18 protein-coding genes are annotated in these 19,983 nt (G+C 59.1%); 14 read left to right on the plus strand and 4 right to left on the minus strand.

The window, feature by feature from the left end:
- Positions 1-245: 245 nt before the first annotated feature.
- On the minus strand, positions 246-2,993 hold the full coding sequence (locus B2589_RS12020; protein WP_286816731.1) for a LuxR C-terminal-related transcriptional regulator: 2,748 nt from the start codon (positions 2,991-2,993) through the stop codon (positions 246-248).
- Between the two features lie 214 nt (positions 2,994-3,207).
- Here B2589_RS12020 and cysB point away from each other — a divergent pair, with 214 nt between their 5' ends.
- Complete coding sequence (cysB, locus tag B2589_RS12025; protein WP_286816732.1) at positions 3,208-4,185, plus strand: HTH-type transcriptional regulator CysB; 978 nt, start codon at positions 3,208-3,210, stop codon at positions 4,183-4,185.
- Here the strand turns inward: cysB and B2589_RS12030 are convergent, their stop codons facing one another.
- Complete coding sequence (locus B2589_RS12030; RefSeq protein WP_286816733.1) at positions 4,186-4,911, minus strand: phosphoadenylyl-sulfate reductase; 726 nt, start codon at positions 4,909-4,911, stop codon at positions 4,186-4,188.
- Between the two features lie 209 nt (positions 4,912-5,120).
- Here B2589_RS12030 and thrH point away from each other — a divergent pair, with 209 nt between their 5' ends.
- Positions 5,121-5,735, plus strand: a complete 615-nt coding sequence (gene thrH, locus B2589_RS12035; RefSeq protein ID WP_273134582.1) for a bifunctional phosphoserine phosphatase/homoserine phosphotransferase ThrH — start codon at positions 5,121-5,123, stop codon at positions 5,733-5,735.
- A 58-nt stretch (positions 5,736-5,793) separates the two neighbouring features.
- Here thrH and pabB read toward each other — a convergent pair whose 3' ends face one another.
- Complete coding sequence (gene pabB / locus B2589_RS12040; protein ID WP_286816734.1) at positions 5,794-7,155, minus strand: aminodeoxychorismate synthase component I; 1,362 nt, start codon at positions 7,153-7,155, stop codon at positions 5,794-5,796.
- Between the two features lie 171 nt (positions 7,156-7,326).
- Here pabB and B2589_RS12045 point away from each other — a divergent pair, with 171 nt between their 5' ends.
- Complete coding sequence (locus B2589_RS12045; RefSeq protein WP_286816735.1) at positions 7,327-7,905, plus strand: hypothetical protein; 579 nt, start codon at positions 7,327-7,329, stop codon at positions 7,903-7,905.
- Positions 7,906-8,065: 160 nt separating this feature from the next.
- Positions 8,066-9,115, plus strand: coding sequence for a DUF6160 family protein (locus tag B2589_RS12050; RefSeq protein WP_286816736.1), 1,050 nt, complete (start codon positions 8,066-8,068; stop codon positions 9,113-9,115).
- Positions 9,116-9,249: 134 nt separating this feature from the next.
- Here B2589_RS12050 and B2589_RS12055 read toward each other — a convergent pair whose 3' ends face one another.
- Entirely contained in the window at positions 9,250-9,864 is a 615-nt protein-coding gene (locus tag B2589_RS12055; protein ID WP_286816737.1) for a hypothetical protein, read from the minus strand.
- Between the two features lie 251 nt (positions 9,865-10,115).
- Between B2589_RS12055 and B2589_RS12060 the strand changes: the two genes are divergently transcribed.
- The 10 genes from B2589_RS12060 to B2589_RS14365 all read left to right on the plus strand — a co-directional run.
- A complete protein-coding gene (locus B2589_RS12060; protein WP_286816879.1) occupies positions 10,116-11,144 on the plus strand; it encodes a DUF58 domain-containing protein in 1,029 nt (342 codons plus the stop codon).
- Complete coding sequence (locus tag B2589_RS12065) at positions 11,141-13,237, plus strand: transglutaminase TgpA family protein (protein ID WP_286816738.1); 2,097 nt, start codon at positions 11,141-11,143, stop codon at positions 13,235-13,237. Before B2589_RS12060 ends, B2589_RS12065 begins: the two co-directional genes overlap by 4 nt.
- Positions 13,230-14,261: a DNA polymerase III subunit delta' gene (gene holB / locus B2589_RS12070; RefSeq protein ID WP_286816739.1), complete on the plus strand. Its 1,032-nt coding sequence runs from the start codon at positions 13,230-13,232 to the stop codon at positions 14,259-14,261. The genes B2589_RS12065 and holB overlap by 8 nt, the downstream gene beginning before the upstream one ends.
- Before the next feature lie 59 nt (positions 14,262-14,320).
- Complete coding sequence (locus tag B2589_RS12075) at positions 14,321-14,671, plus strand: PilZ domain-containing protein (protein ID WP_022990106.1); 351 nt, start codon at positions 14,321-14,323, stop codon at positions 14,669-14,671.
- Between the two features lie 12 nt (positions 14,672-14,683).
- Positions 14,684-15,604, plus strand: coding sequence for an alpha/beta fold hydrolase (locus B2589_RS12080; RefSeq protein WP_286816740.1), 921 nt, complete (start codon positions 14,684-14,686; stop codon positions 15,602-15,604).
- On the plus strand, positions 15,597-16,508 hold the full coding sequence (locus B2589_RS12085) for a DUF4892 domain-containing protein (protein ID WP_286816741.1): 912 nt from the start codon (positions 15,597-15,599) through the stop codon (positions 16,506-16,508). The genes B2589_RS12080 and B2589_RS12085 overlap by 8 nt, the downstream gene beginning before the upstream one ends.
- Before the next feature lie 3 nt (positions 16,509-16,511).
- The gene (locus B2589_RS12090) at positions 16,512-17,708 is read left to right on the plus strand and encodes a patatin-like phospholipase family protein (RefSeq protein ID WP_286816742.1); all 1,197 of its coding nucleotides are present in this window, start codon (positions 16,512-16,514) and stop codon (positions 17,706-17,708) included.
- An 84-nt stretch (positions 17,709-17,792) separates the two neighbouring features.
- Complete coding sequence (prmB, locus tag B2589_RS12095) at positions 17,793-18,698, plus strand: 50S ribosomal protein L3 N(5)-glutamine methyltransferase (protein WP_022990110.1); 906 nt, start codon at positions 17,793-17,795, stop codon at positions 18,696-18,698.
- A 37-nt stretch (positions 18,699-18,735) separates the two neighbouring features.
- Complete coding sequence (gene aroC / locus B2589_RS12100; protein WP_286816743.1) at positions 18,736-19,830, plus strand: chorismate synthase; 1,095 nt, start codon at positions 18,736-18,738, stop codon at positions 19,828-19,830.
- Between the two features lie 75 nt (positions 19,831-19,905).
- On the plus strand, positions 19,906-19,983 hold a 78-nt coding region (locus tag B2589_RS14365; RefSeq protein ID WP_414673957.1), incomplete at its 3' end, for a hypothetical protein.

Consider the following 19,983-nt stretch of genomic DNA (forward strand, 5'->3'; position numbering starts at 1 on the left):
TTTCCCTTTGCCCATAAAAAAAGAGCCATCCCAATCGGGTGGCTCTTATCAAGGGGTTCTGACGAACCCGGGCGTCGAAATAACGCGGAACAAGAAATCTGAAGGCCTGAATTTCAGAATTCGCGGTAAGGCGCTAACCTCACCATGGTTAAATGATAGGGCGTAAAGGGGCGTAAACGGATCGTCCAAAGGGCGTAGTAAGGGGGCTTAATTCGGGCAAAGTGTGAACTACGTCACGTTCCTGTCTAGTCCCCCAGCAGCCCCAGCTCCCGGGCCCGGGCCAGTGCCTCGGTGCGCCGGCCCACGCCCAGCTTGCCGTAGAGGTTACGGATGTGGGCTTTCACCGTCGCCGGTGCCACCGACATCTTGCCGGCAATATCCTTGTTGGCCAGGCCCTGGTTGATCAGCTCCAGCACTTCCTGTTCCCGTTGGCTTAGAGGTTCGGCCAGTTCGCTGGCTGCGGTTGTTCGTGGCGCCGGGGAAATGGCGGCGGCTTGCGGCTCTGACGGTTCCGAACCGATAGCCACGGCTGGCTCCAGCAGTTGATCCTTCAGCATGGTCAGCAATTCCCGGTTCCAGCGCCCCGGTGTTCTCAGCCGCGGCAGCTCCAGCATCTTCTCTCGCAGTGCCGGGCTTTCTTCAGCAAACAGGCGCAGGAAGCCGGCATGTTCCGCCCTGTCCATGGCCCGTTCCAGCATCCGGTTGGCTTCTTCCTCGTGGCCCTGTTGGAACAATGCCTGTGCGTACACCAGCAGAATCTCTACCAGATGACGGGTATGGGCGTTGCGCTCGGCAGCGGGAATCAGCGCAGACAGTATCTCCTGGGCCTTCTGGCTGTCATTCCGGGCAATCAATACCCGGGCCAGGGCGATCTGGTTCTGCTCCCGGTTCAGGGGGTTGGTGGCCGGTTCTTCAAGGGCTGGTTGCAGGCATTCCATGGCCTTGTCAGCCTGGTCTGTGGCGAGGTAACAGCGCGCCAGCAGGGCAGCAGCAGCGGGCGGATCAAACAGGATGTGATCCCGGCGTTTTCGGCCCACGGTAACGGCATCTTTCAGGGCATCGATGGCGGCATCCAGCTTGCCTTCACTGAACGCCAGGTGGCCCCGAACAAACTGTATAACCACATGCTGGCCGGGCTCGGTGCCTTTTTCGACATGTTCGAGCAATGGCGACAGATAGCCGGCTGCCGTCTGGGGCTGGTTCTGTTCCCGGTAGATCTCAATCAGGGCGCTGTTCTGCCAGCAGGAGATCAGCCGCGGCTGGCTGGGGTCGGCATAGTGTTCGTCTACCCATTGCCGCACCCGGCTGGTGGTTTCCAGGGCAAGGTCGGTGTCGCCCCGGTTGTACTGGATCCACGCCAGCAACCCGCCGGAAGACAGCACGGTACTGGGTTTGCGTTCCACCTGGCCGTAATACACGGCGCTTTCCAGGGCTTCTTCGGCCTCGTTCAGCTCGCCCTTACCGAAATAATCCATGCCCAGGCCGTAGTAGGTGACGGATTTCAGGGGAATGCTGATCTTGTCGATGTCCTTGAGCACCTGCCGGGTCAGGTCCGAGGCGTTCTTCTCGTCGTTTCGGCTGCGGGCAAGGTACGAACGCACCAGCGATACTTCACTGTGGATGGACAGGGCGCCTTCGGCATCCGGGTGAGAGTCCGCCATCCGGCGGTCCAGCAGGTCTTCCACCCGGGTCAGCAAGGGCTCCAGCCCTTCTACCCGGTTGGCGAAGAACAAGCCCCAGACCTTGAGCATTTGCAGCTGCGGGCTGTCGCTGATGACATCCGCAGGGATTTTCTCCAGCCATTCCAGTACCGGCAAATGGAAACCGCCGTGGATGAGGTTGTTGCCGTGCTCCGAGAGCACCCGGGCCAGGCGCTCGGTGTCTTTGCGCTGGACAATCTGGCCGATGGCTTCCTGCACCTGGCCATGGCTGAGCAGCCAGTCTATGGTGCGGGATTGCATCAGCTCTGCCCGGGCGGGGTCTTTGCTTTGAATACGCTGCAACAGGGCTTCCCGGAACAGGTCGTGGTAGCGGAACCATTCGTTGCGGGTGTCCAGCGGAATCAGGAACAGGTTCTGGGCCAGTAGCCTGGTTAACGCATCCTGGCTGTCGCTGCGTTCCCGGATGGCATCGCACAGGGCGCCGGACAGGCGAGGGCAGCAGGCGGTATCCAGCAGGAAGTCCATCAGTTCCCGGGGCAACTGGCGCAGCACCTCGGTGAGCACGTAATCGCTGATCAGCCGGCCGTCCGGGTTCAGGCTTGGAGGCGCGGAAGTCTGGTCCAGGTTGAGCTGGCCGGACTTGGCCGACAGCGCCGACAACTGCATGGCGGCCACCCAGCCTTCGGTACGCTGGCACACCGAGCGGATCTCCTGCTCCGATAACTCCATGGCCATGGTGTCCCGGAAGAATGCCCGGCATTCGTCTTCAGAGAACGCCAGCAACCCCGGATGAATATCCTGCACCTGCCGCCGCACCCGCCAGCGGGCGAGGGGCAAGGGTGGTTCGGTGCGTGAAGCAAGGGTGACCAGCATGCCCGGGGGCAGGTAGTCGATAAACCAGCCGAGCTGGCGGTGAATCGTGTCGCTGGTGATCTCGTGATAGTCGTCCAGCACCAGGAACCAGGCCGTGTCGTCCTGGCTCAGGGTGTTGATCAAACCGGTGATGGCGGCGGTCTGGTCCTCGCCGTCACTGCGGGCGAGCTGTTTGCGGATATCTTCCAGCCCCATCAGCCCTGCGTGTTCAAAGGCACCCACCACGTACTGCCAGAACTGGCGTGGCTGGTTATCGTGTTCGTCCAGCGACAACCATGCGGTGCGGTGGCTGTTCAGGGCGCACCATTGGCTTACCAGGGTGGTTTTACCGAAGCCCGCCGGCGCAACCACCATATTCAGCCGCTTGCCGGTTTCCGGCTCCAGCAGCGAGTCGAGCCGTTGCCGGCGCACGGCTCTCGGGTCGGGTGTTGGCCTCAGAAACTTGGTGTTCAGCAGCATGGTTGTCCGGTTAACCGAAATGTAGGTCTTGGATTGTGTGCTTTGCTGCCGGCAAGTCAAGGGCTGCGGTGACGCAAGGCTTTGGCATGGCTGCGAAAGCATGGAATTGGTCTACACTGAATACAGTTACCTTTTGTATATCAAAAAAGAATGAAAATAACTGTTCTTATGCGTATTATCAGGCGGTAGACTCATCCAGGGAGCGACAGATTCAATGAAACTACAACAACTGCGGTATATCTGGGAAGTTGCGCACCACGATTTGAATGTGTCCGCCACCGCCCAGAGCCTGTTTACCTCACAGCCGGGCATTTCCAAGCAGATCCGCCTGCTGGAAGACGAGCTGGGGCTGGAAGTATTTGCCCGCAGCGGCAAGCACCTGACCCGCATCACCCCGGGCGGCGAGATTATCATCCGCGAGGCCGGAGAAATCCTGCGCCGGGTAGAGGGCATCAAAAAAATTGCCCAGGAGTTCAGCAACCAGCGCAAGGGCGACCTCAGTATTGCTACTACCCACACCCAGGCACGCTACGCCTTGCCGCCGGTGATCAGCGGCTTTATTGAAGAGTATCCGGATGTGTCGCTGCATATGCACCAGGGTACGCCCATGCAGATCTCCGAGATGGCAGCCAACGGTGCCGTGGACTTTGCCATCGCCACCGAGGGCATGGACCTGTTCAACGACCTGCTGATGATGCCCTGCTATCGCTGGAACCGCTGCGTGGTGGTGCCGAAAGACCATCCACTGGCCAGGGGGCAGGAGCTGACGCTGGAAGAGCTGGCCGAGTACCAGCTGGTCACCTACGTGTTCGGCTTTACCGGCCGCTCCAAGCTGGATGAGGCTTTCCAGTCCAAGGGTTTGACCCCGAAAGTGGTGTTCACAGCGGCGGATGCCGACGTTATCAAAACCTACGTTCGCCTCGGACTGGGCGTGGGCATTATCGCCAGCATGGCGTTTGACCCGAAAACCGATACCGATCTGGTGGCGCTGGATGCCAGCAAACTGTTCCGGTCTTCCGTAACCCGCCTTGGGTTCCGCAAGGGAACTTTCCTGCGGGGCTACATGTATGACTTCATGCAGCGGTTTGCCCCCCACCTGACCAAGGAAATGGTGGATCGCGTAGTCGCCCATCAGGGCAGCCGTACCGAGATTCAGGAACTGTTCAAGGACATTGAGCTGCCGGTTTACTGATCAGCCGGATTTGCCAATCAGGTTGCCGGCATGCAAGCCGCATTCCTTGTGGGTGGCTTCTTCCCACCACCAGCGGCCTTCGCGCTCGTGCTGGCCTGGCAGTACCGGGCGGGTGCAGGGCTGGCAGCCGATGCTGACAAAACCCTTTTCGTGCAGGCTGTTGTAGGGGGCTTCTGCCATGCGGATGTAGTCCCAGACTTCTTTAGAGGTCCAGTTCGCCAGCGGGTTGAACTTCACCAGCGTTTTATCATCGGTAGAGAACGCCGTATCGACCTGCACCACCGGCACCTCGTTCCGGGTGCCCGGGCTCTGGTCCCGGCGCTGGCCGGTAATCCAGGCATCCACCGTGGCCAGTTTCTTGCGCAGCGGGTTCACCTTGCGGATGCCGCAGCATTCCGAATGGCCGTCTTCATAGAAACTGAAAAGTCCTTTCTTGCTGACCAGCGCTTGGACTTCTGCGGCATCCGGAAACAGCACTTCAATCTCAATGCCGTAATGCTGGCGCACTTTCTCGATAAACTCGTAGGTTTCCGGGTGCAGCCGGCCGGTGTCCAGGGTGAACACCTGCAGGTTGTCCGTCAGCTTGTGGGCCATTTCGATCAGCACCACATCTTCCGCACCACTGAAGGAAATGGCGATATTGTCATAGCGGGCGAGGGCGGCTTTCAGGATGGCCCGTGGGCTCTGGCCGTCCAGCTCGCTGCGCAGAGAATCGATATCAGTCATGTTGTTCCAGCAATCGTTATCGTGTTGCCGCAAGGCTATCATCAAACCGGTAATAACCTGAAGGAATGACAAACTATATATTTATAGCTCGCCGGCAGGTTAAAGGCCGGGATTCCCGATGCATTCCCGCCCCGTTTTTCATATCATACGCGGCAGCAAGTCGGGCGCCTGTTGTGCCTGCCACCTTATCATTTATTCAGGAGACCGTTGTGGAACTCGCATGTCTTGACCTTGAGGGCGTACTGATCCCGGAAATCTGGATCGCCTTTGCAGAAAAAACCGGTATTGAAGAACTCAAGGCAACCACCCGGGATATTCCTGACTACGACGTACTGATGAAGCAGCGCCTGCGCATTCTGGACGAGCACGGTTACGGCCTGCCGGAAATCCAGGAAGTGATCGGCACCCTGGACCCGCTGCCCGGCGCCCGGGAGTTCCTGGACTGGCTGCGTGAGCGTTTCCAGGTGGTGATCCTGTCGGACACCTTCTACGAATTCGCTATGCCGCTGATGAAGAAGCTGGGCTACCCGGCGCTGCTGTGCCATAAGCTGGAAGTGGCCGACAACGGCCAGATTACCAACTACCTGCTGCGTCAGCGCGACCCCAAGCGCCAGTCTGTGCGGGCCTTCCAGTTGCTGAACTACCGGGTGATTGCCGCCGGTGATTCCTACAACGACACCACCATGCTGGGCCAGGCCGAAGCCGGTATTCTGTTCCACGCGCCCCAGAACGTGATCGACGAGTTCCCGCAGTTCCCGGCGGTGCACAACTTTGACGACCTGAAGCAAGAATTCCTGAAAGCCAGCGCCATTCACAGCGCCTGATTTTCCGGTATTCCGGTCTGTGCCGCTGCGGGAAACCCTGCGGCACAGATCACAGCCCTTACCGCTTTAGTTGTTCCAGAAAGTCCATCAGCGGCTTCACCTTGGTCAGGGTTTCCTGATACTCCGCTTCCGGGTCTGAATCCGCCACAATTCCGCCGCCACCCCAGCATCTGATCGTTCCGTTCGCCTCACACAGCAGGGTGCGAATGGCAATGTTGCTGTCCAGCCGCCCATCCAGCCCGTAATAGAACACCGACCCGCAATAGGGCCCGCGCCAGTGGGGCTCCAGCTCGTGAATAATCTCCATAGCCCGGATTTTCGGGGCGCCGGTGATCGAGCCGCCGGGGAAGGCATCAAACAGCGCCTGTAACGGGCTGACACTGGGCTTGAGTTGTGCGCGAATGTGGCTCACCAGGTGGTGCACATTCTGGTAACTTTCCAGCGCAAACAACTCGTCCACCTTCACCGAGCCGGGCAGGGCGTTCACGCTCAGGTCGTTGCGCAGCAAATCCACAATCATCAGGTTTTCCGCACGGTCTTTTTCCGAGGCCAGCAGCTCATCGGCCAGGGCCTTGTCCTGCTCCGGCGTGGCACCACGCCGCCGGGTGCCTTTGATCGGACTGGTTTCGATCACCCCGTCGCGGATTGCGAGAAACCGCTCCGGTGAAACCGACACCACCGCGCTGCCTTCATGGCGCAGAAACGCCGCGTAGGGTGTGGGGTTGGCAAGGCTCAGTTCCGTGAACGCCAGCCAGGGATCGCCACTGTAGTGGCCTTCAAAAGACTGGGACAGATTGGCCTGATAGCAATCGCCAGCCTGGATGTAATCCTGCACCTGTTGCACGTGATTTCGGAAATCGGCCGGGGCTTGAGTCGGTTTGAACGGCTGCTCCATGGCCCAGTGCTCTGGTTGTGGCGCAGCGGGCGTAGCCAGCCAGTTCTCCAGCTGTTTCTGCTGATCCTGCGGCAAGTCCGGGTGTACCCACAGATAACAGTTCCCTGATTCCAGGTCTTCACTGGCAAACCACAGGTACAGCCCGGCAAACATCAGCGGCAATGGCAGCTCCTGTACCAGCCCCTGCAGCTTTGCCTCGCGGGCATAGCCGAATTCATAGGCCAGGCTGCCCACCCAGCCGCCGATCAGCGGGCAGGGCGCTTCCTTTAACGAACAGAGTGCAGGCTGGTAAGGCGCCGCAAGTTGTTCCATCTCCCGGGCCAAAGCCTGAGTGTCCACGCCCATGCCTGCATTGGCTGGCAACGAGACCCTTTCTACCGCATGGCAGGAGAACCCCCGCGCAGCCCCGCGCCCGCCCGAAATCGCCTGGCCACCCAGAAATACAAAGTCCGGCTCTGCCGCCGAATGGCTGCAAAGCTGATCAAACTGCTGGCGGGAAATGAACTGGCAGACAGGAAAGGCCAAGTTACCTCCGTTAAAAATTGGAAGAATGCTACACGCTGCACAAAACGGGCGTTGTCCGATCGGGACAGGCGCTGATCTAATGGTTTTACGCAAGAAATCGGGTGGCCGGTATTTTACCGGAGTTTCAGCCCGGGTTCTGGGAATCTGTAAAACAATAAGTGGAATAACTCTATGTGTAGATTTAAGCGGTTCGTTCACACATCCATTCTTGGCATTGGCCTTGTTTTTAGCGTCAGCATGCTGAGCCCCGTGGTGCACGCAAATGATTCGGCCACAGACGAAGAATCTGCCAAGAAAGAGTTGGCCTTTATTCTGACGGCGGCTCGGGAGCAGCTCGTTAACTTGGTCGCTGAAGCAACCGAGGAATATGAGCCGGATCTGCTCGGTTCTGAAGAAGTCATGCCTGCAGCCTGGATGCTGATGAAAGATGGCGAAACCGTTAAGCGAATCAATATGGACGGACAAGCCGTAGGTGCCCCTCCATCAGTAAAATTGCTGATGTATCGGGCGGCAATTAAATCAATCGCACAGCGCAAACAAATAGTCGCAGCAGCAATACTCTATGCTGGCCAGCTTCATGAGGGTGATGAGACTAAGGCGTTGGTTATCGAGCATGAGCACATGGTTGGTGTGTCGGGCCACAAGGTGGTGGGCTATGAGGTAGAGGGTGGAGAAATTGTCTGGGGCGAGCCTGTAAGCCATAAAAAGCCTTTTCAATGGTTTTATGAAGGTAAGCCGGAGATCGAATGATGCAGGTTCGCAGTTTTGATCAGGGGGTAGTGGTCGGTTTAATAGACTGTGAAGACCGTCACGGACTAGGAGTGTTAAACAATCTTAAATGAAGGCGTGGAGTATGACGCTCCATTAAGAAACTCGTACAACAAAAATTGAGTTGTTCAAGGAGAAAATAATGAAAGGCCTGAAGAAAATTGCTCTGGCAACGGCTATTGCCGCTGCACCGTTCGCTTCCCACGCCGGCATGAAAGCCCTTGACGATACCGCAATGGGTAACGTCACTGGCCAGGCAGGTGTAACCATCGAGTTGCAAACGAAGGTTAGTATTGGTGAGTTCCGTTATACTGATACAGATGGTTATCAAACCGATCCAACCAAACCAATTGTTGATGGTTTCGGAAATCCTTATGCCGACGCAGCAGAGGGTGGTTCATTTGTAGTTAGTGGTATTACTCTTGGTGGTGCTGGCGTTGCCGGAGGCCTAACTGCCAAAGACGCTGTCGCATTTAAGAAGTTTGTGGAAGAAGGCGGTAATCCGGTAGATTTCACGCCGACACAAGACTCTGGTCTATTAGATGATTTGGCGATTAATATCGACGTTGCAGCGAATGGTGATGCGATAATCCATATCGCTTCACTTTCAACAATTGATATTGATGGCGATGGAACTCCAGATTCGCCTGCGCCAATCGACTGGGGTGTCACCGTCGATGAGATTAAGTTGAGCTCTTCCGCTGGAGCTGAAACCACCCTCATTTCGGGAATGAGTGGTTATGGTTATCTGGCAAAACTGGACATCGCTGTTCGTAACCAGGATACGGTGGAGACCGGCCAAACAGCTGGTACCGGCCTGCTGAACATTTCCACGGCTTTCAATGTGGCTGACATGGATTTCGATGTTGACTTTATGGGTGTGGGTATTCGTGACCTGAAGGTCTCTGGTTCCCTGCCTGTTGGCGGAACTGGTAATGCAACAGCCGATGCCTATCTGTCTAAGGGTTACGCTTACGTGGATGTTAATGTCTACAGCGGCGAGGCGAAAGCGGCTGGTGTTAACGAAGCCTTGAACATCGATGTGAATGACGTGTATCTCGACGTATCTATTGGCGATATCCTCATCGGTAACGATGGCACTGGCACCGGCGGGCCTAATCTGTCAATCGGTTCTGTGGCTCTGAATAACGTAGCCATCACTGACACCAAGCTTGTGGTCTACGGTCGCTAATCCGACCTGACACCAAAACTGGTGCAACGCCCCGCCTCGGCGGGGCGTTTTTGTTTCTGCAGAACACGCAGGCACAAAAAACGGCAGCTCACCGGCTGCCGTTTTTCATTAATCGTAAGAATTGTTATCAGGCCTTACTGATCCGGCACCTGAATAGAAAGATCAAACCCACCCCCAGGTCGCGGTGTCAGATTAATCGGCCCTTCGTTAATCCCCTGCGGAATATTGATCCGGTCTACCCCCGGCGGATTACCAATGCTGAAATTCAGGTTCTGGCCGTCAAAGCCGATACCCAGCTGGTCGTTCAGGAAGGTCTGGGTGAAGGGCTCGTCCGGGATTTCCGGTTGCTGGCCGAAGATCAGCTGGGGGATGTCCGGGCGGAATTCGGCTGGTGGCTGTACCCTTGCCAGTTCGTCGACTGGCAGCAGCAGGGCGCGGCGCAGGAACTCTTCTTCGGCGTCGGTTAAGGAATCTTTGCGGTCATCTTCCAGGTAGCGTTGCAGGGCTTCCCGGTAGGCTTCCTCTTCTGCCTCGGTGACGACCGGCTCGCCCGGGGAAATGGTCAGGGCCTGGATGATGCGCTGGCGATCTGCCTCGGACTTCTGCTGGTCTTTGGGTACCACGATAACGGCGGAGTCTTCTACGTAGGTTTCCACCATTTCGTCAGACGTCATGGTTTGTACGCCCGCGGTGGCGGGAGCAGCGATGGCGGCCGTTATGGCAGCGGCAAGCAGTTTGCGACGTATCATGAGTTGCCTCTTGGGTAACCGGTGTGTGCAGAGGCGCTGCTGAGACTGCGGAGACTGCCGAACTCAAGGCATTCAGGCTATGCGCTTCATTTTGTCAGTATTCGGTTTGTCTGACACGATTTCAACCGGAAAGTGCCGGTATTGTGATCAGAATCTTTCCCTACGGAGTACAGTTATAAAAACACTGTGGATATGGTTTCATAGTCCGTAAACCGCATTGAACTTTTCAGGAGTCTTCCGGCCTGATGGGCATGATAAAACAATCTGTTGGCCGTCGTTTCAGCCGCTGGATCAACCGCCGTATTCCCCGTTCAGACAGCGTTCTGTTCAGCCAGAAAAACATCTTCATTCTGCCCACCGGCGCCGGTGTGGTGTTCGGTATTCTGTTGCTGATCATGCTGATTACCGGCATCAATTATCAGAACAGCCTGATTTACCTGCTTACTTTCATGCTGGGCGCCCTGTTTGTGGGAGCCATGCATCAGACCCATCGCAATCTGTCCGGCTTGACGCTGGCGCTCGTTCAGCCGGGGGAAGGTGTGGCTGGTGAAGATATTCCTTTCCGGTTCCGGGTCAGCAGTGGCAAGGACGATGCCTTGTCGATCAGATTGTCGGTGGAGGACTCCCGGGTTGTGGGCATTCATGTGCCAGCCGGGGAGTCGAAAGACGTCACCCTGCCTGTTCCTTCGGCCTGGCGCGGCTATCTGCGCCCCGACCGGGTACGTATTGAAACCCGGTTTCCGTTTGGTTTGCTGAAGGCCTGGTCCTGGGTGCGGCCGTCTTCGGCCGGGTTGGTGTTTCCGCGGCCATTAGCGGCGCCGGAAGCACTCAGTACCCTGGAGGATGGCCCCGAAAGCGCTTCTGCTGCAAAAACAGCCGGGCAGGACGAAGCCGACCTGCGGCCCTGGCGGGAAGGGGACTTAAGCCCCAGGGTGATGTGGAAGCGCTTTGCCCGCTCCGGCCAGATGGTGGTGGCAGATTGGGAAGCGAAGCAGGGCAGCCCGCACTGGTTGGATTTTGCCGCGTTTCCCGGCGTGGATAACGAACTGCGTTTGAGTTACCTGGCCTGGCTGGTGCAGGACAGGGCAGCAAAGGGCGCCCGTTTCGGCCTGAACCTGCCCGGTGAGGTGATCGAGCCGGATTCCGGCAAGGTGCATGTGGAGCGTTGCCTGCGGGCGCTGGCTATCTGGGGCGAGGAAAAGCCTCGGGATGATGATGCCAGGGCCTTTGGTACCCGCAGGAAACTGGATCGGGCAGCAGGGGGAGGCAAGGCAGCATGAAGCTTTCCCTGCCTTTTGGCCTGTTCAGTGGCCGCGAAGAACCGCCGAAAGAAACCATTCCCGGCAAGGCGCTGCTGTGGTTGATTGTGGCCTTTGCGGTATTGCTTGTGCCCCAGTGGGATCGACTTCCGGTGTGGCTGATTGCGGCCTGTGTGGTGCTGGCCGGCTGGCGCTGGCTGGCGCAGATGGGCCGGGTGCGTTTGCCCGGGCGCTGGTTGCGCACCGGTATCATGCTGATCCTGATGGCGGTGTACATTGCCACGGTTCAGGGGCGCTTTACGGTGGATACCGCCGCCTCGTTCTTTGTGCTGGCCGTGGGCCTGAAATGGCTGGAAACCCGCAGTGCCCGGGACTTCTATGTGCTGTTCTTTATCCTGGTGTACCTGGCCACGGTGAATTTCCTGTTCCGGCAGGACATTCTCTGGGCGCTGGTGAACTTTGCCGCCATTGCACTGTTGCTGGTGGGGCTGCAAACCATAAACGCGCCGGACCTGCCCAATGCCATCGGCCGGGGCTGGAAGCGCCTTGGCCTTCTGATGCTGAAAACCCTGCCGGTGGTGATCCTGCTGTTTGTGTTCTTCCCCCGCATGGCGCCGCTGTGGAGTGTGCCCATGGTGTCTGGCCAGGCCCAGAGCGGGATTTCGGACACCATGCGCCCGGGAGATATCTCCAACCTGGCCCAGAGCAGCGAACGGGCCTTTCGGGTGACCTTCGGTGGTGATGCCCCGGATTACCGTGACCGATACTGGCGCGGGCTGATCCTGGACCGCCTGGACGGCGAAACCTGGCGCCAGGGCGATTCCGAGCGTTTCTTCCGGCCGGGCCGCGTAGCCATTGATGGCGGCGTGGGGGCGCTGGAGCCGAACCAGTACGATGTGCTGCTGGAGCCTACCGACCAGCGCTGGGCGTTCGCCCTGGATGGCTCCGAAGCTGTCTCGGATAACGTGGTAGAGGCAGAGCAAAACCTGTTCCGTTTCCGGCGCCCGGCAGACAGCTCTGTGCGCTATCGGATGGCTCTGGGCAATGTGGCGGCGAGCAGCGCAGTGCAGGGGTTGTCACCGCTGGAACAACGCCGATACCTGCAGCTGCCGGCGCAGGGGAATCCCCGGGCACGGGAACTGGCGCAGCAGTTGGGTTCGCAGTTAAGCCCGGAACAAACGGTGATGGAGTTGATGCGCCGGTTCCGGGAGCAGGAGTATTTCTACACGCTTCGGCCACCGGCCATGCCGGAAGATGGCATTGATGCACTGCTGTTCGATGAAAAGCGGGGGTTCTGTGCCCACTATGCCGGTGCAGCGACCTTTGTGTTCCGGGCAGCAGGTATTCCGGCAAGGGTGGTTGTGGGTTACCAGGGTGGCGACGCCGGTGCCAACAACGAGTATTACATTGTTCGTCAATACGATGCCCACGCCTGGGTGGAAGTTTGGATTGAAGGGCGCGGCTGGGTAAGGGTTGATCCTACGGCCGCCATCGCACCCAGCCGGATTGAATCCGGGCTGCGGGACGCCATGGCCGATGAAGGTTCGTTCCTGGAAAACGAACTGATCTCGCCTCAGCGTTACAGCGATCTGCAGGTGTTGCAGTGGGCCTCACTGCAGCTGGACCGCATCAACTACCAATGGCAGCGCTGGGTGGTGGGTTATCAGGGCCAGAGCCAGATGGATCTGATGTCCCGGTTGCCCGGTGGCGTAGGTATGAAGGAACTGGGCTACCTGACTGCAGGTATTGTCGGCCTGGCGTTGCTGGTGGCCGGCCTGGTGTCTGCCCTGGGCATGAAGCGGGGCGCACGGCAGGATGCGTTCCGCCGGGTGGTCAGCAGCTGGCACCGGTTCTGTGAACAGGCGGGAGTTCCGGTGCGGGCTGGTGAAACTCCGGAGGCGCTGGCGCAAAGGCTGTCCCGGGCGGTTCCCGCTGTGTCTGAATCGGCGCGGGTCTTTGCCCGGGCCGTGAACAATCATTACTATAGTGCTTCATCTGCGCCGGCCTCTGCCGACGATACCCGCCGTTTGAAGCGGTTGCTGCGCACCATGAAGCGGCAACGGCGCAATGGCCCGGAACCAGTACCCGAAACAGGGACTCCACCCAATGAGTGATATCGCCCAAGACATGCCCTGGCTGACTAAGGCCTGGCACGCGGTTCAGCACCGGCTTGCGGAAGACCGGCTGCCCCATGCCTTGCTGGTGGCCGGCGAACGGGGTGTGGGCAAGCGTGCCTGGGCCGAGGCCGTTGCCGGGTTATTGCTGTGCGATCGCCGGGAAGACCTGGGTAATGGCAACCTGGTGGCTTGCGGCCACTGCAAGCAGTGTGAGTTGCTGCGTGCGGGCAGTCATCCGGATTTGCGAATCTACGCGCCGGAGAAATCCCGTATGGTGAAGGTGGACCAGGTGAGGGCACTGTCTACCTTTGCCGTGGGTTCGCCCCAGGTGGCCCATCACAAGGTGGCCATTGTCGACCGGGCAGACCTTTTGAACATCAATGCCGCCAACGCCCTGCTGAAAACCCTGGAAGAACCGCTGCCGGATGTCACCCTGCTGCTGTTGCAGGAAAGTGGCCGGCCGGTGCTTCCCACCATTCGCTCCCGGTGCCAGGCGTTGACCATTCCGGTGCCGGCGGAAGAACAGGCCCAGAACTGGCTGGCGGCGCAGGTATCCGGGCTGGAGGAGGATCAGCGCCCCGGAGCCGAGGTGCTGGCCAAGAGCCTGATGCTGGCGGGTAATGCGCCAAGGTTGGCGCTGGAATATGCCACCGGAGAGTTTCCGGGGTTGCGGGACAAGGCCTTCGAGGCGTTCAAGCAGTTTATGAAAGGGCAGGTCACCGTGGGTGATGCGGCGAAGTGCTTCAAGACCATCGGCCTGGAAGACACCCTTTGGCTGTTCGAAAGCTGGGCCGCCGACCTGGCCCGGTGCAGCGCCGGCGGTCAGCCCAATGATACCGAAGCGGCAGATATGCTGATGTTCCTGGCCCGCAGCAATCCGCCCTGGCGGGCCCATGAATTGCTGGATCAGGTCCGGCAGAGCCGGGAGGCCGCCGTGTATAATGCCAGCCCGGAACTGGAGGCCAGCCAGCTGTTGATTGCCTGGCGTGATTTGATGCCCAGAAAGCGCGCCGCAGGTTGAGCTTTAGCGGTTAACAGCTGCTATGATTGCGAAATATCAGAAAAAAGAAGGTGTTTGATATGGGGCCCGGATTCGGAGCACGCAGTGGTATTCTGACCCAGACTATCAACGACAAAGCCGCGCTGTACGCAGCCTATATGCCGTACATAAAGCAGGGTGGCCTGTTCATTCCCACCCACAAGCAGTACCAGCTTGGCGACGAGGTTTTCCTGCTGCTGACCCTGATGGACGAGCCGGAGAAAATCCCGGTGGCCGGCAAGGTTGTATGGATTACCCCGAAAGGCGCCCAGGGCAACCGGGCTGCCGGTATCGGTGTGCAGTTCAACGGTGATGATGAAACCGCCCGCACCAAGATTGAATCTTACCTGGCTGGCTCCCTGAGCTCTGATCGCCCCACCCACACCATGTAGGACCTGCCTTGCATGAATGACACAGTGTTACCCGACAGTGGGCACGAAGTTCCGGCCGACTGCCGGGAGGCGCACTGGCCACTCGAAAACATCACCCTTGCCGGCCTGAGCTGGCATCCGCCCCGCGAAGCAGCTACCCGGCAACCTGTGCTGATGGTGCACGGCTGGCTGGATAACGCCATGAGCTTTGCCCACCTTGCGCCGGAAATTGCCGCCCATGCGCCGGTCCACGCCATCGACATGGCAGGCCACGGCCAGTCCGGCCACCGGCCGCCGGGGTACAGCTACTGGCTGATGGACTATGTGGGCGACCTTTCCGAACTGATCGACAGCCATTTTCCGCACAGCGAAAAAGAACCGATAGACCTGGTCGGCCATTCTCTGGGCGGCATCGTATGTGCTTTGTACGCAGCGGCCTTTCCGGAGCGGGTTCGGCGGCTGGTGATGATCGACAGCCTGGGGGCGCTTAGCCGCCCGGCGGAAGAAACCATTCCCCAGCTACGCCGGGCATTGCAGAAAAAGCGTAACGGTTCGGCACCGCCGGCGATCTATCCGGATGTGGAAACCGCAGCACGAATTCGCGAGGGAGGCCTCAGCCCCCTGAGTGCCGAGGCGGCCAGCTTGCTGGTGCCCCGGAACATGCGCAGTTACGGGGTGGGGTATGTCTGGCAGACCGATGCAAGGTTGCGGCACCCCACGGCTTTGATGATGACAGAGCAACAGGTGGAAGCCTCTTTGGCGGCCATCAAAACTCCGACGCTGTTTGTGCGTGCCGAGGAAGGCCTGCTGACTTACCGGAAGGGGCTGGACCAGCGCGCGGCGCTGATTCCGGAGCTGACCACGGTGGATGTTCCCGGCGGCCACCACTGTCACCTGGATGGCGATACCACGCCAGTCAGTGATGCCATAAAAAGGTTTCTTTTTGATGTTTAACCGATCCCGCAGTGGCTTTTTGAGAGGTTTGGCGGCCATAGTTCTGTTTTCGTCTGCCGGTGCTGTCCAGGCGAACGCTCTGGCACAGGCCCCTGTTCAGTTCTCGCAATCGTCGCTGCAGAATACCGCAGCGATTGAATCCAGCGGCCACCTGGTGCTGTTCAGCCCGGTGCGGGAGATTCGCAACGAAATCCGTTCCGATGTAATGGCGCGCCTGCCGGTGTCTGGCCAGGGGCAGCTGTTCGAGATCAACCGCGATGCCAGTCGCGAGGCTGCACTGGACCATTACCTGACGGAACTCCGGGCCAGGGGCGCCAGCGTTCTGTACCAGTGTTCCGGTATCCAGTGCGGCCGCAACAATGTCTGGGCCAACCAGATTTTCCAGCAATCCCGCCTGTTGGGCCGTGACGGCAGCCAGGATTACGTGGCCGCTGCAGTGGAAGACGAGAACGGCACACAGTGGCTCACGCTGGTGTATACCGTCACTCGCGGTAACCTGCGGGAGTATGTGTGGGTGGAGCAGCTGGAGGTAGGCGCGGGTGCGTCCATTCCGGGCTTTGAAGCGTCAAACGGGCGCATGAAGGGGCCGGTGGTGGTGCCCTGGAGCGGTGGCGTTACCTATCGATTTGATTTCAGTGCCGATGACCGGCGCAGGCTGACCGACTGGGCGGCTGATGAGGGCGCCGAGGTGGTGTTGGCCGCGTTCTCCTCCCTGCAGGACGGCGAGCGTCTGGAGGCTGCCCTGGAGCGCGCCCGGCAGGCAGGTGATGCCCTGGCCGAGGTGCTGGGCAAAACCGGAATCTCCCGCAGCCAGATTCGAATTGTCACGGTAGGGCCCGTGGTGCAGGTGGAAGACCCGGATCGTCGTGGTGATCGTGTAGAAGTATTGGTGATCAAGAGGTAAGCCATGGCACAGAAGGATAAACCGGTTGATAACGGCGCCAGTGCTGTCATAAAAAGCTCTGATGTTTCTCCTGCAAGTGCGCCTGCCAGCAGCAATGTTCGCAAGACCGGAAAGGGCAAGACCGTTGCCTTGACCCTGGGTAGCGGTGGCGCCCGGGGCTATGCCCACATTGGCGCAATCGAGGTGCTGGTAGAGCGTGGTTACAAGATTGCTGCGATTTCCGGCTGCTCCATGGGCGCCCTGATTGGCGGTATGTATGCCGCCGGCAAGCTGAAAGAGTACAAAGACTGGGTAACCGGGTTAGGGCAGTTTGATGTGATCAAGCTGCTGGACCTTACCTTCAGCTCCATCGGTGCCATCCGGGGCGAGAAGGTGTTTTCCATCGTGCGGGAAATTCTGGGTGATACCCGCATTGAAGACCTGCCGATTCCTTTTACGGCCGTAGCGACGGACCTGCTGGCACATAAGGAAATCTGGTTCCAGGAAGGGCCCCTGGACAAGGCTATCCGCGCCTCCATCGCGATTCCCAGCGTGGTGACACCGCTGGTGCTGGACGGCCGGGTGCTGGTTGACGGTGCCGTGCTGAATCCCTTACCGATTATTCCCACCATCTCTGCCCACGCAGACCTGATTATGGCGGTCAACCTGGCGGGCGAGGAAGAGCAGCTCCAGCGAATTCCGGACGCAGCGCTGACGCCTGCAGAAGATACCGGCGGCGATATGGAAGAGTGGATGGATGCGCTCCGGGACAAAGCTTCCCGCTGGTTCGACTGGGATGCCCTGAAAGCGCTTACCAACCGCAAGGGCAGTGAGGGCGAAACTCCGGAACAGAAGATCAGCCGGGAGATTGCCAAAAAGTCGCAGGAAAAAGCGATTGAGGCCAAGGCCAAGGCTCCGGTGCCTGCCGACCACCCGGATGCGGAAAAGCGGGAAGAGCACGACACCATCGACTGGGACAAGCTCGGCATTGGCAAGTTTGATGTGATGAACCTGACCATCGAAACCATGCAGAGCGCCCTGGTGCAGTACAAGATTGCCGGTTATCCGCCGGACTTGCTGATCAACATTCCCAAGAACGCGTCCCGTAGCTATGACTTCCACAAAGCGCCGGAGCTGATCCAGCTGGGGCGTGAGCGTATGACCGCGGCCCTGGACCGCTTTGAGGCCAGCCGCAGCAGTTCCGGCCCGCTGGCGCTGTGATGGCCGGCGGGCGGAAAGCTGCAGCCATCGGCCTAATCAGCGTATAATGCCGGGCTGAAACTTACCGACCAGGAAACCGACTTTGTGACCAGCCCCGTAGATGACCTGCAGACCATTCGCGACCTGTTGCGCTATGCCGCCTCGCGGTTTGCTGCCTCGCCCCTGTACTTTGGCCATGGCACCGATAACGTGTGGGACGAAGCCGTACAACTGGTGTTGCGCAGCGTTCACCTGCCGCTGGAAAACAATAACCTGTTCCTGGATGCGCGCCTGACCCGCAGCGAGCGGGAGCTGATCATCGAGCGTATCGAGCGGCGCATTAACGAGCGTGTGCCCATTGCCTATTTACTGGGCGAAGGCTGGTTCATGGGCATGCCCTTTAACGTGGATGAGCGGGTACTGGTGCCCCGGTCACCGCTGGGAGAGCTGCTGGAAAACGGCTTGCAGCCCTGGCTTGGCGGCACCCACGTTCAGCGCATTCTGGACCTGTGCACGGGCAGCGGTTGTATCGGAATCGGCGCCGCGACGGTGTTCGACGAGGCAGAAGTAGACTTGTCGGATATCTCTGAAGACGCGCTGGCGGTTGCCGAATCCAACATCGAGATGCACGGCCTGGAAGGGCGGGTACAAACGGTTCGCTCGGATGTTTTTGACAACATCGAGGGCCGCTACGATGTCATCCTCAGCAATCCGCCGTATGTGGATGCCGAAGACCTGGCGGACATGCCGGAAGAATACCAGCATGAGCCGGCACTGGGCCTTGCCGCAGGCGACGACGGCCTGGATATTGCCCACCGCATCATCGCCGGTGCCGCCGACCACCTGACCGAAGACGGCCTGCTGATTGTGGAAGTGGGTAACTCCTGGGGTGCGATGGACGATGCCTATCCGGACCTGCCGCTGACCTGGCTGGAATTCGAGAATGGCGGCGATGGTGTGTTCCTGGTTGCAGCCCGGGACCTGCGTGAATGGCAGGCCAGAAACAGCTGAAGTAATTTATTATAAAACCTTTATAAAGTGCTGAATTATGTCCGGAAATACATTTGGAAAACTGTTTACCGTAACCACCTTCGGTGAAAGCCACGGGGCAGCTCTGGGCTGCATTATCGACGGCTGCCCTCCAGGGCTGGAGTTGTCTGAAGCCGACATGCAGAAGGACCTGGACCTGCGTAAGCCGGGCACTTCCCGCCATACCACCCAGCGCCGGGAACCGGATGAGGTGCGGATTCTGTCCGGCGTGTTCGAAGGTAAAACCACCGGCACGCCCATTGGCCTGATCATCGAGAACACCGATCAGCGCTCCAAGGACTATTCCAGGATTTCCGAACAGTTCCGCCCGGCCCACGCCGATTACACCTACACCCACAAATACGGCGTGCGTGACTATCGTGGCGGCGGCCGTTCCTCGGCCCGGGAAACTGCCATGCGGGTGGCCGCTGGCGCCGTTGCCCGCAAGTTCCTGGAGCAGCGGCTGGGTATTCGTATTCGGGGTTACCTGTCACAGCTGGGCCCCATCAAGATCGAGAAGCTGGATTGGGACCAGGTACACCAGAACCCGTTCTTCTGCCCGGATGCCGACAAGGTGCCGGAAATGGAAGCCTACATGGACGCACTTCGTAAAGAAGGCGACTCCATTGGCGCCCGTATCAACGTGGTGGCTGATGGTGTTCCGCCGGGGCTGGGCGAGCCGATTTTTGACCGGCTGGATGCCGACCTGGCCCATGCCTTGATGAGCATTAACGCTGTTAAGGGTGTGGAAATCGGCGCCGGTTTTGGCTGCGTAGAGCAGAAGGGCACCGAGCACCGGGACGAAATGACGCCGGAAGGCTTCCTGTCTAACCACGCTGGTGGTGTGCTGGGTGGTATTTCCTCCGGCCAGCCCATTGTCGCCAGCATTGCCCTGAAACCCACATCCAGCTTGCGCCTGCCGGGCCGCAGTATTGATGTGAATGGTAAACCGGTAGAAGTGATCACCACTGGCCGGCACGACCCCTGTGTGGGTATCCGGGCCACGCCGATTGCCGAAGCCATGATGGCCATTGTGCTGATGGATCATTACCTGCGCCATCGTGGCCAGAATGGTGATGTAAGCGTCGATACGCCGGTACTCGGCCAGCTCTGATAGCCGGGAGGCGCTACCATCTACTGGCGGCTGTCTAACCTTTACTTCTGGTTCTTCGCCCTCCTTGGAGGGCTTTTGCCTTATTGGTCCCTCTACCTGGAGGGGCAGGGCTTTTCCTATCTGCAAATCGCCACCCTGATGGCGACCATTCAG

Source organism: Marinobacter sp. UBA3607 (genome assembly GCF_002375525.1).
Taxonomy (GTDB): Bacteria; Pseudomonadota; Gammaproteobacteria; order Pseudomonadales; family Oleiphilaceae; genus Marinobacter; species Marinobacter vinifirmus.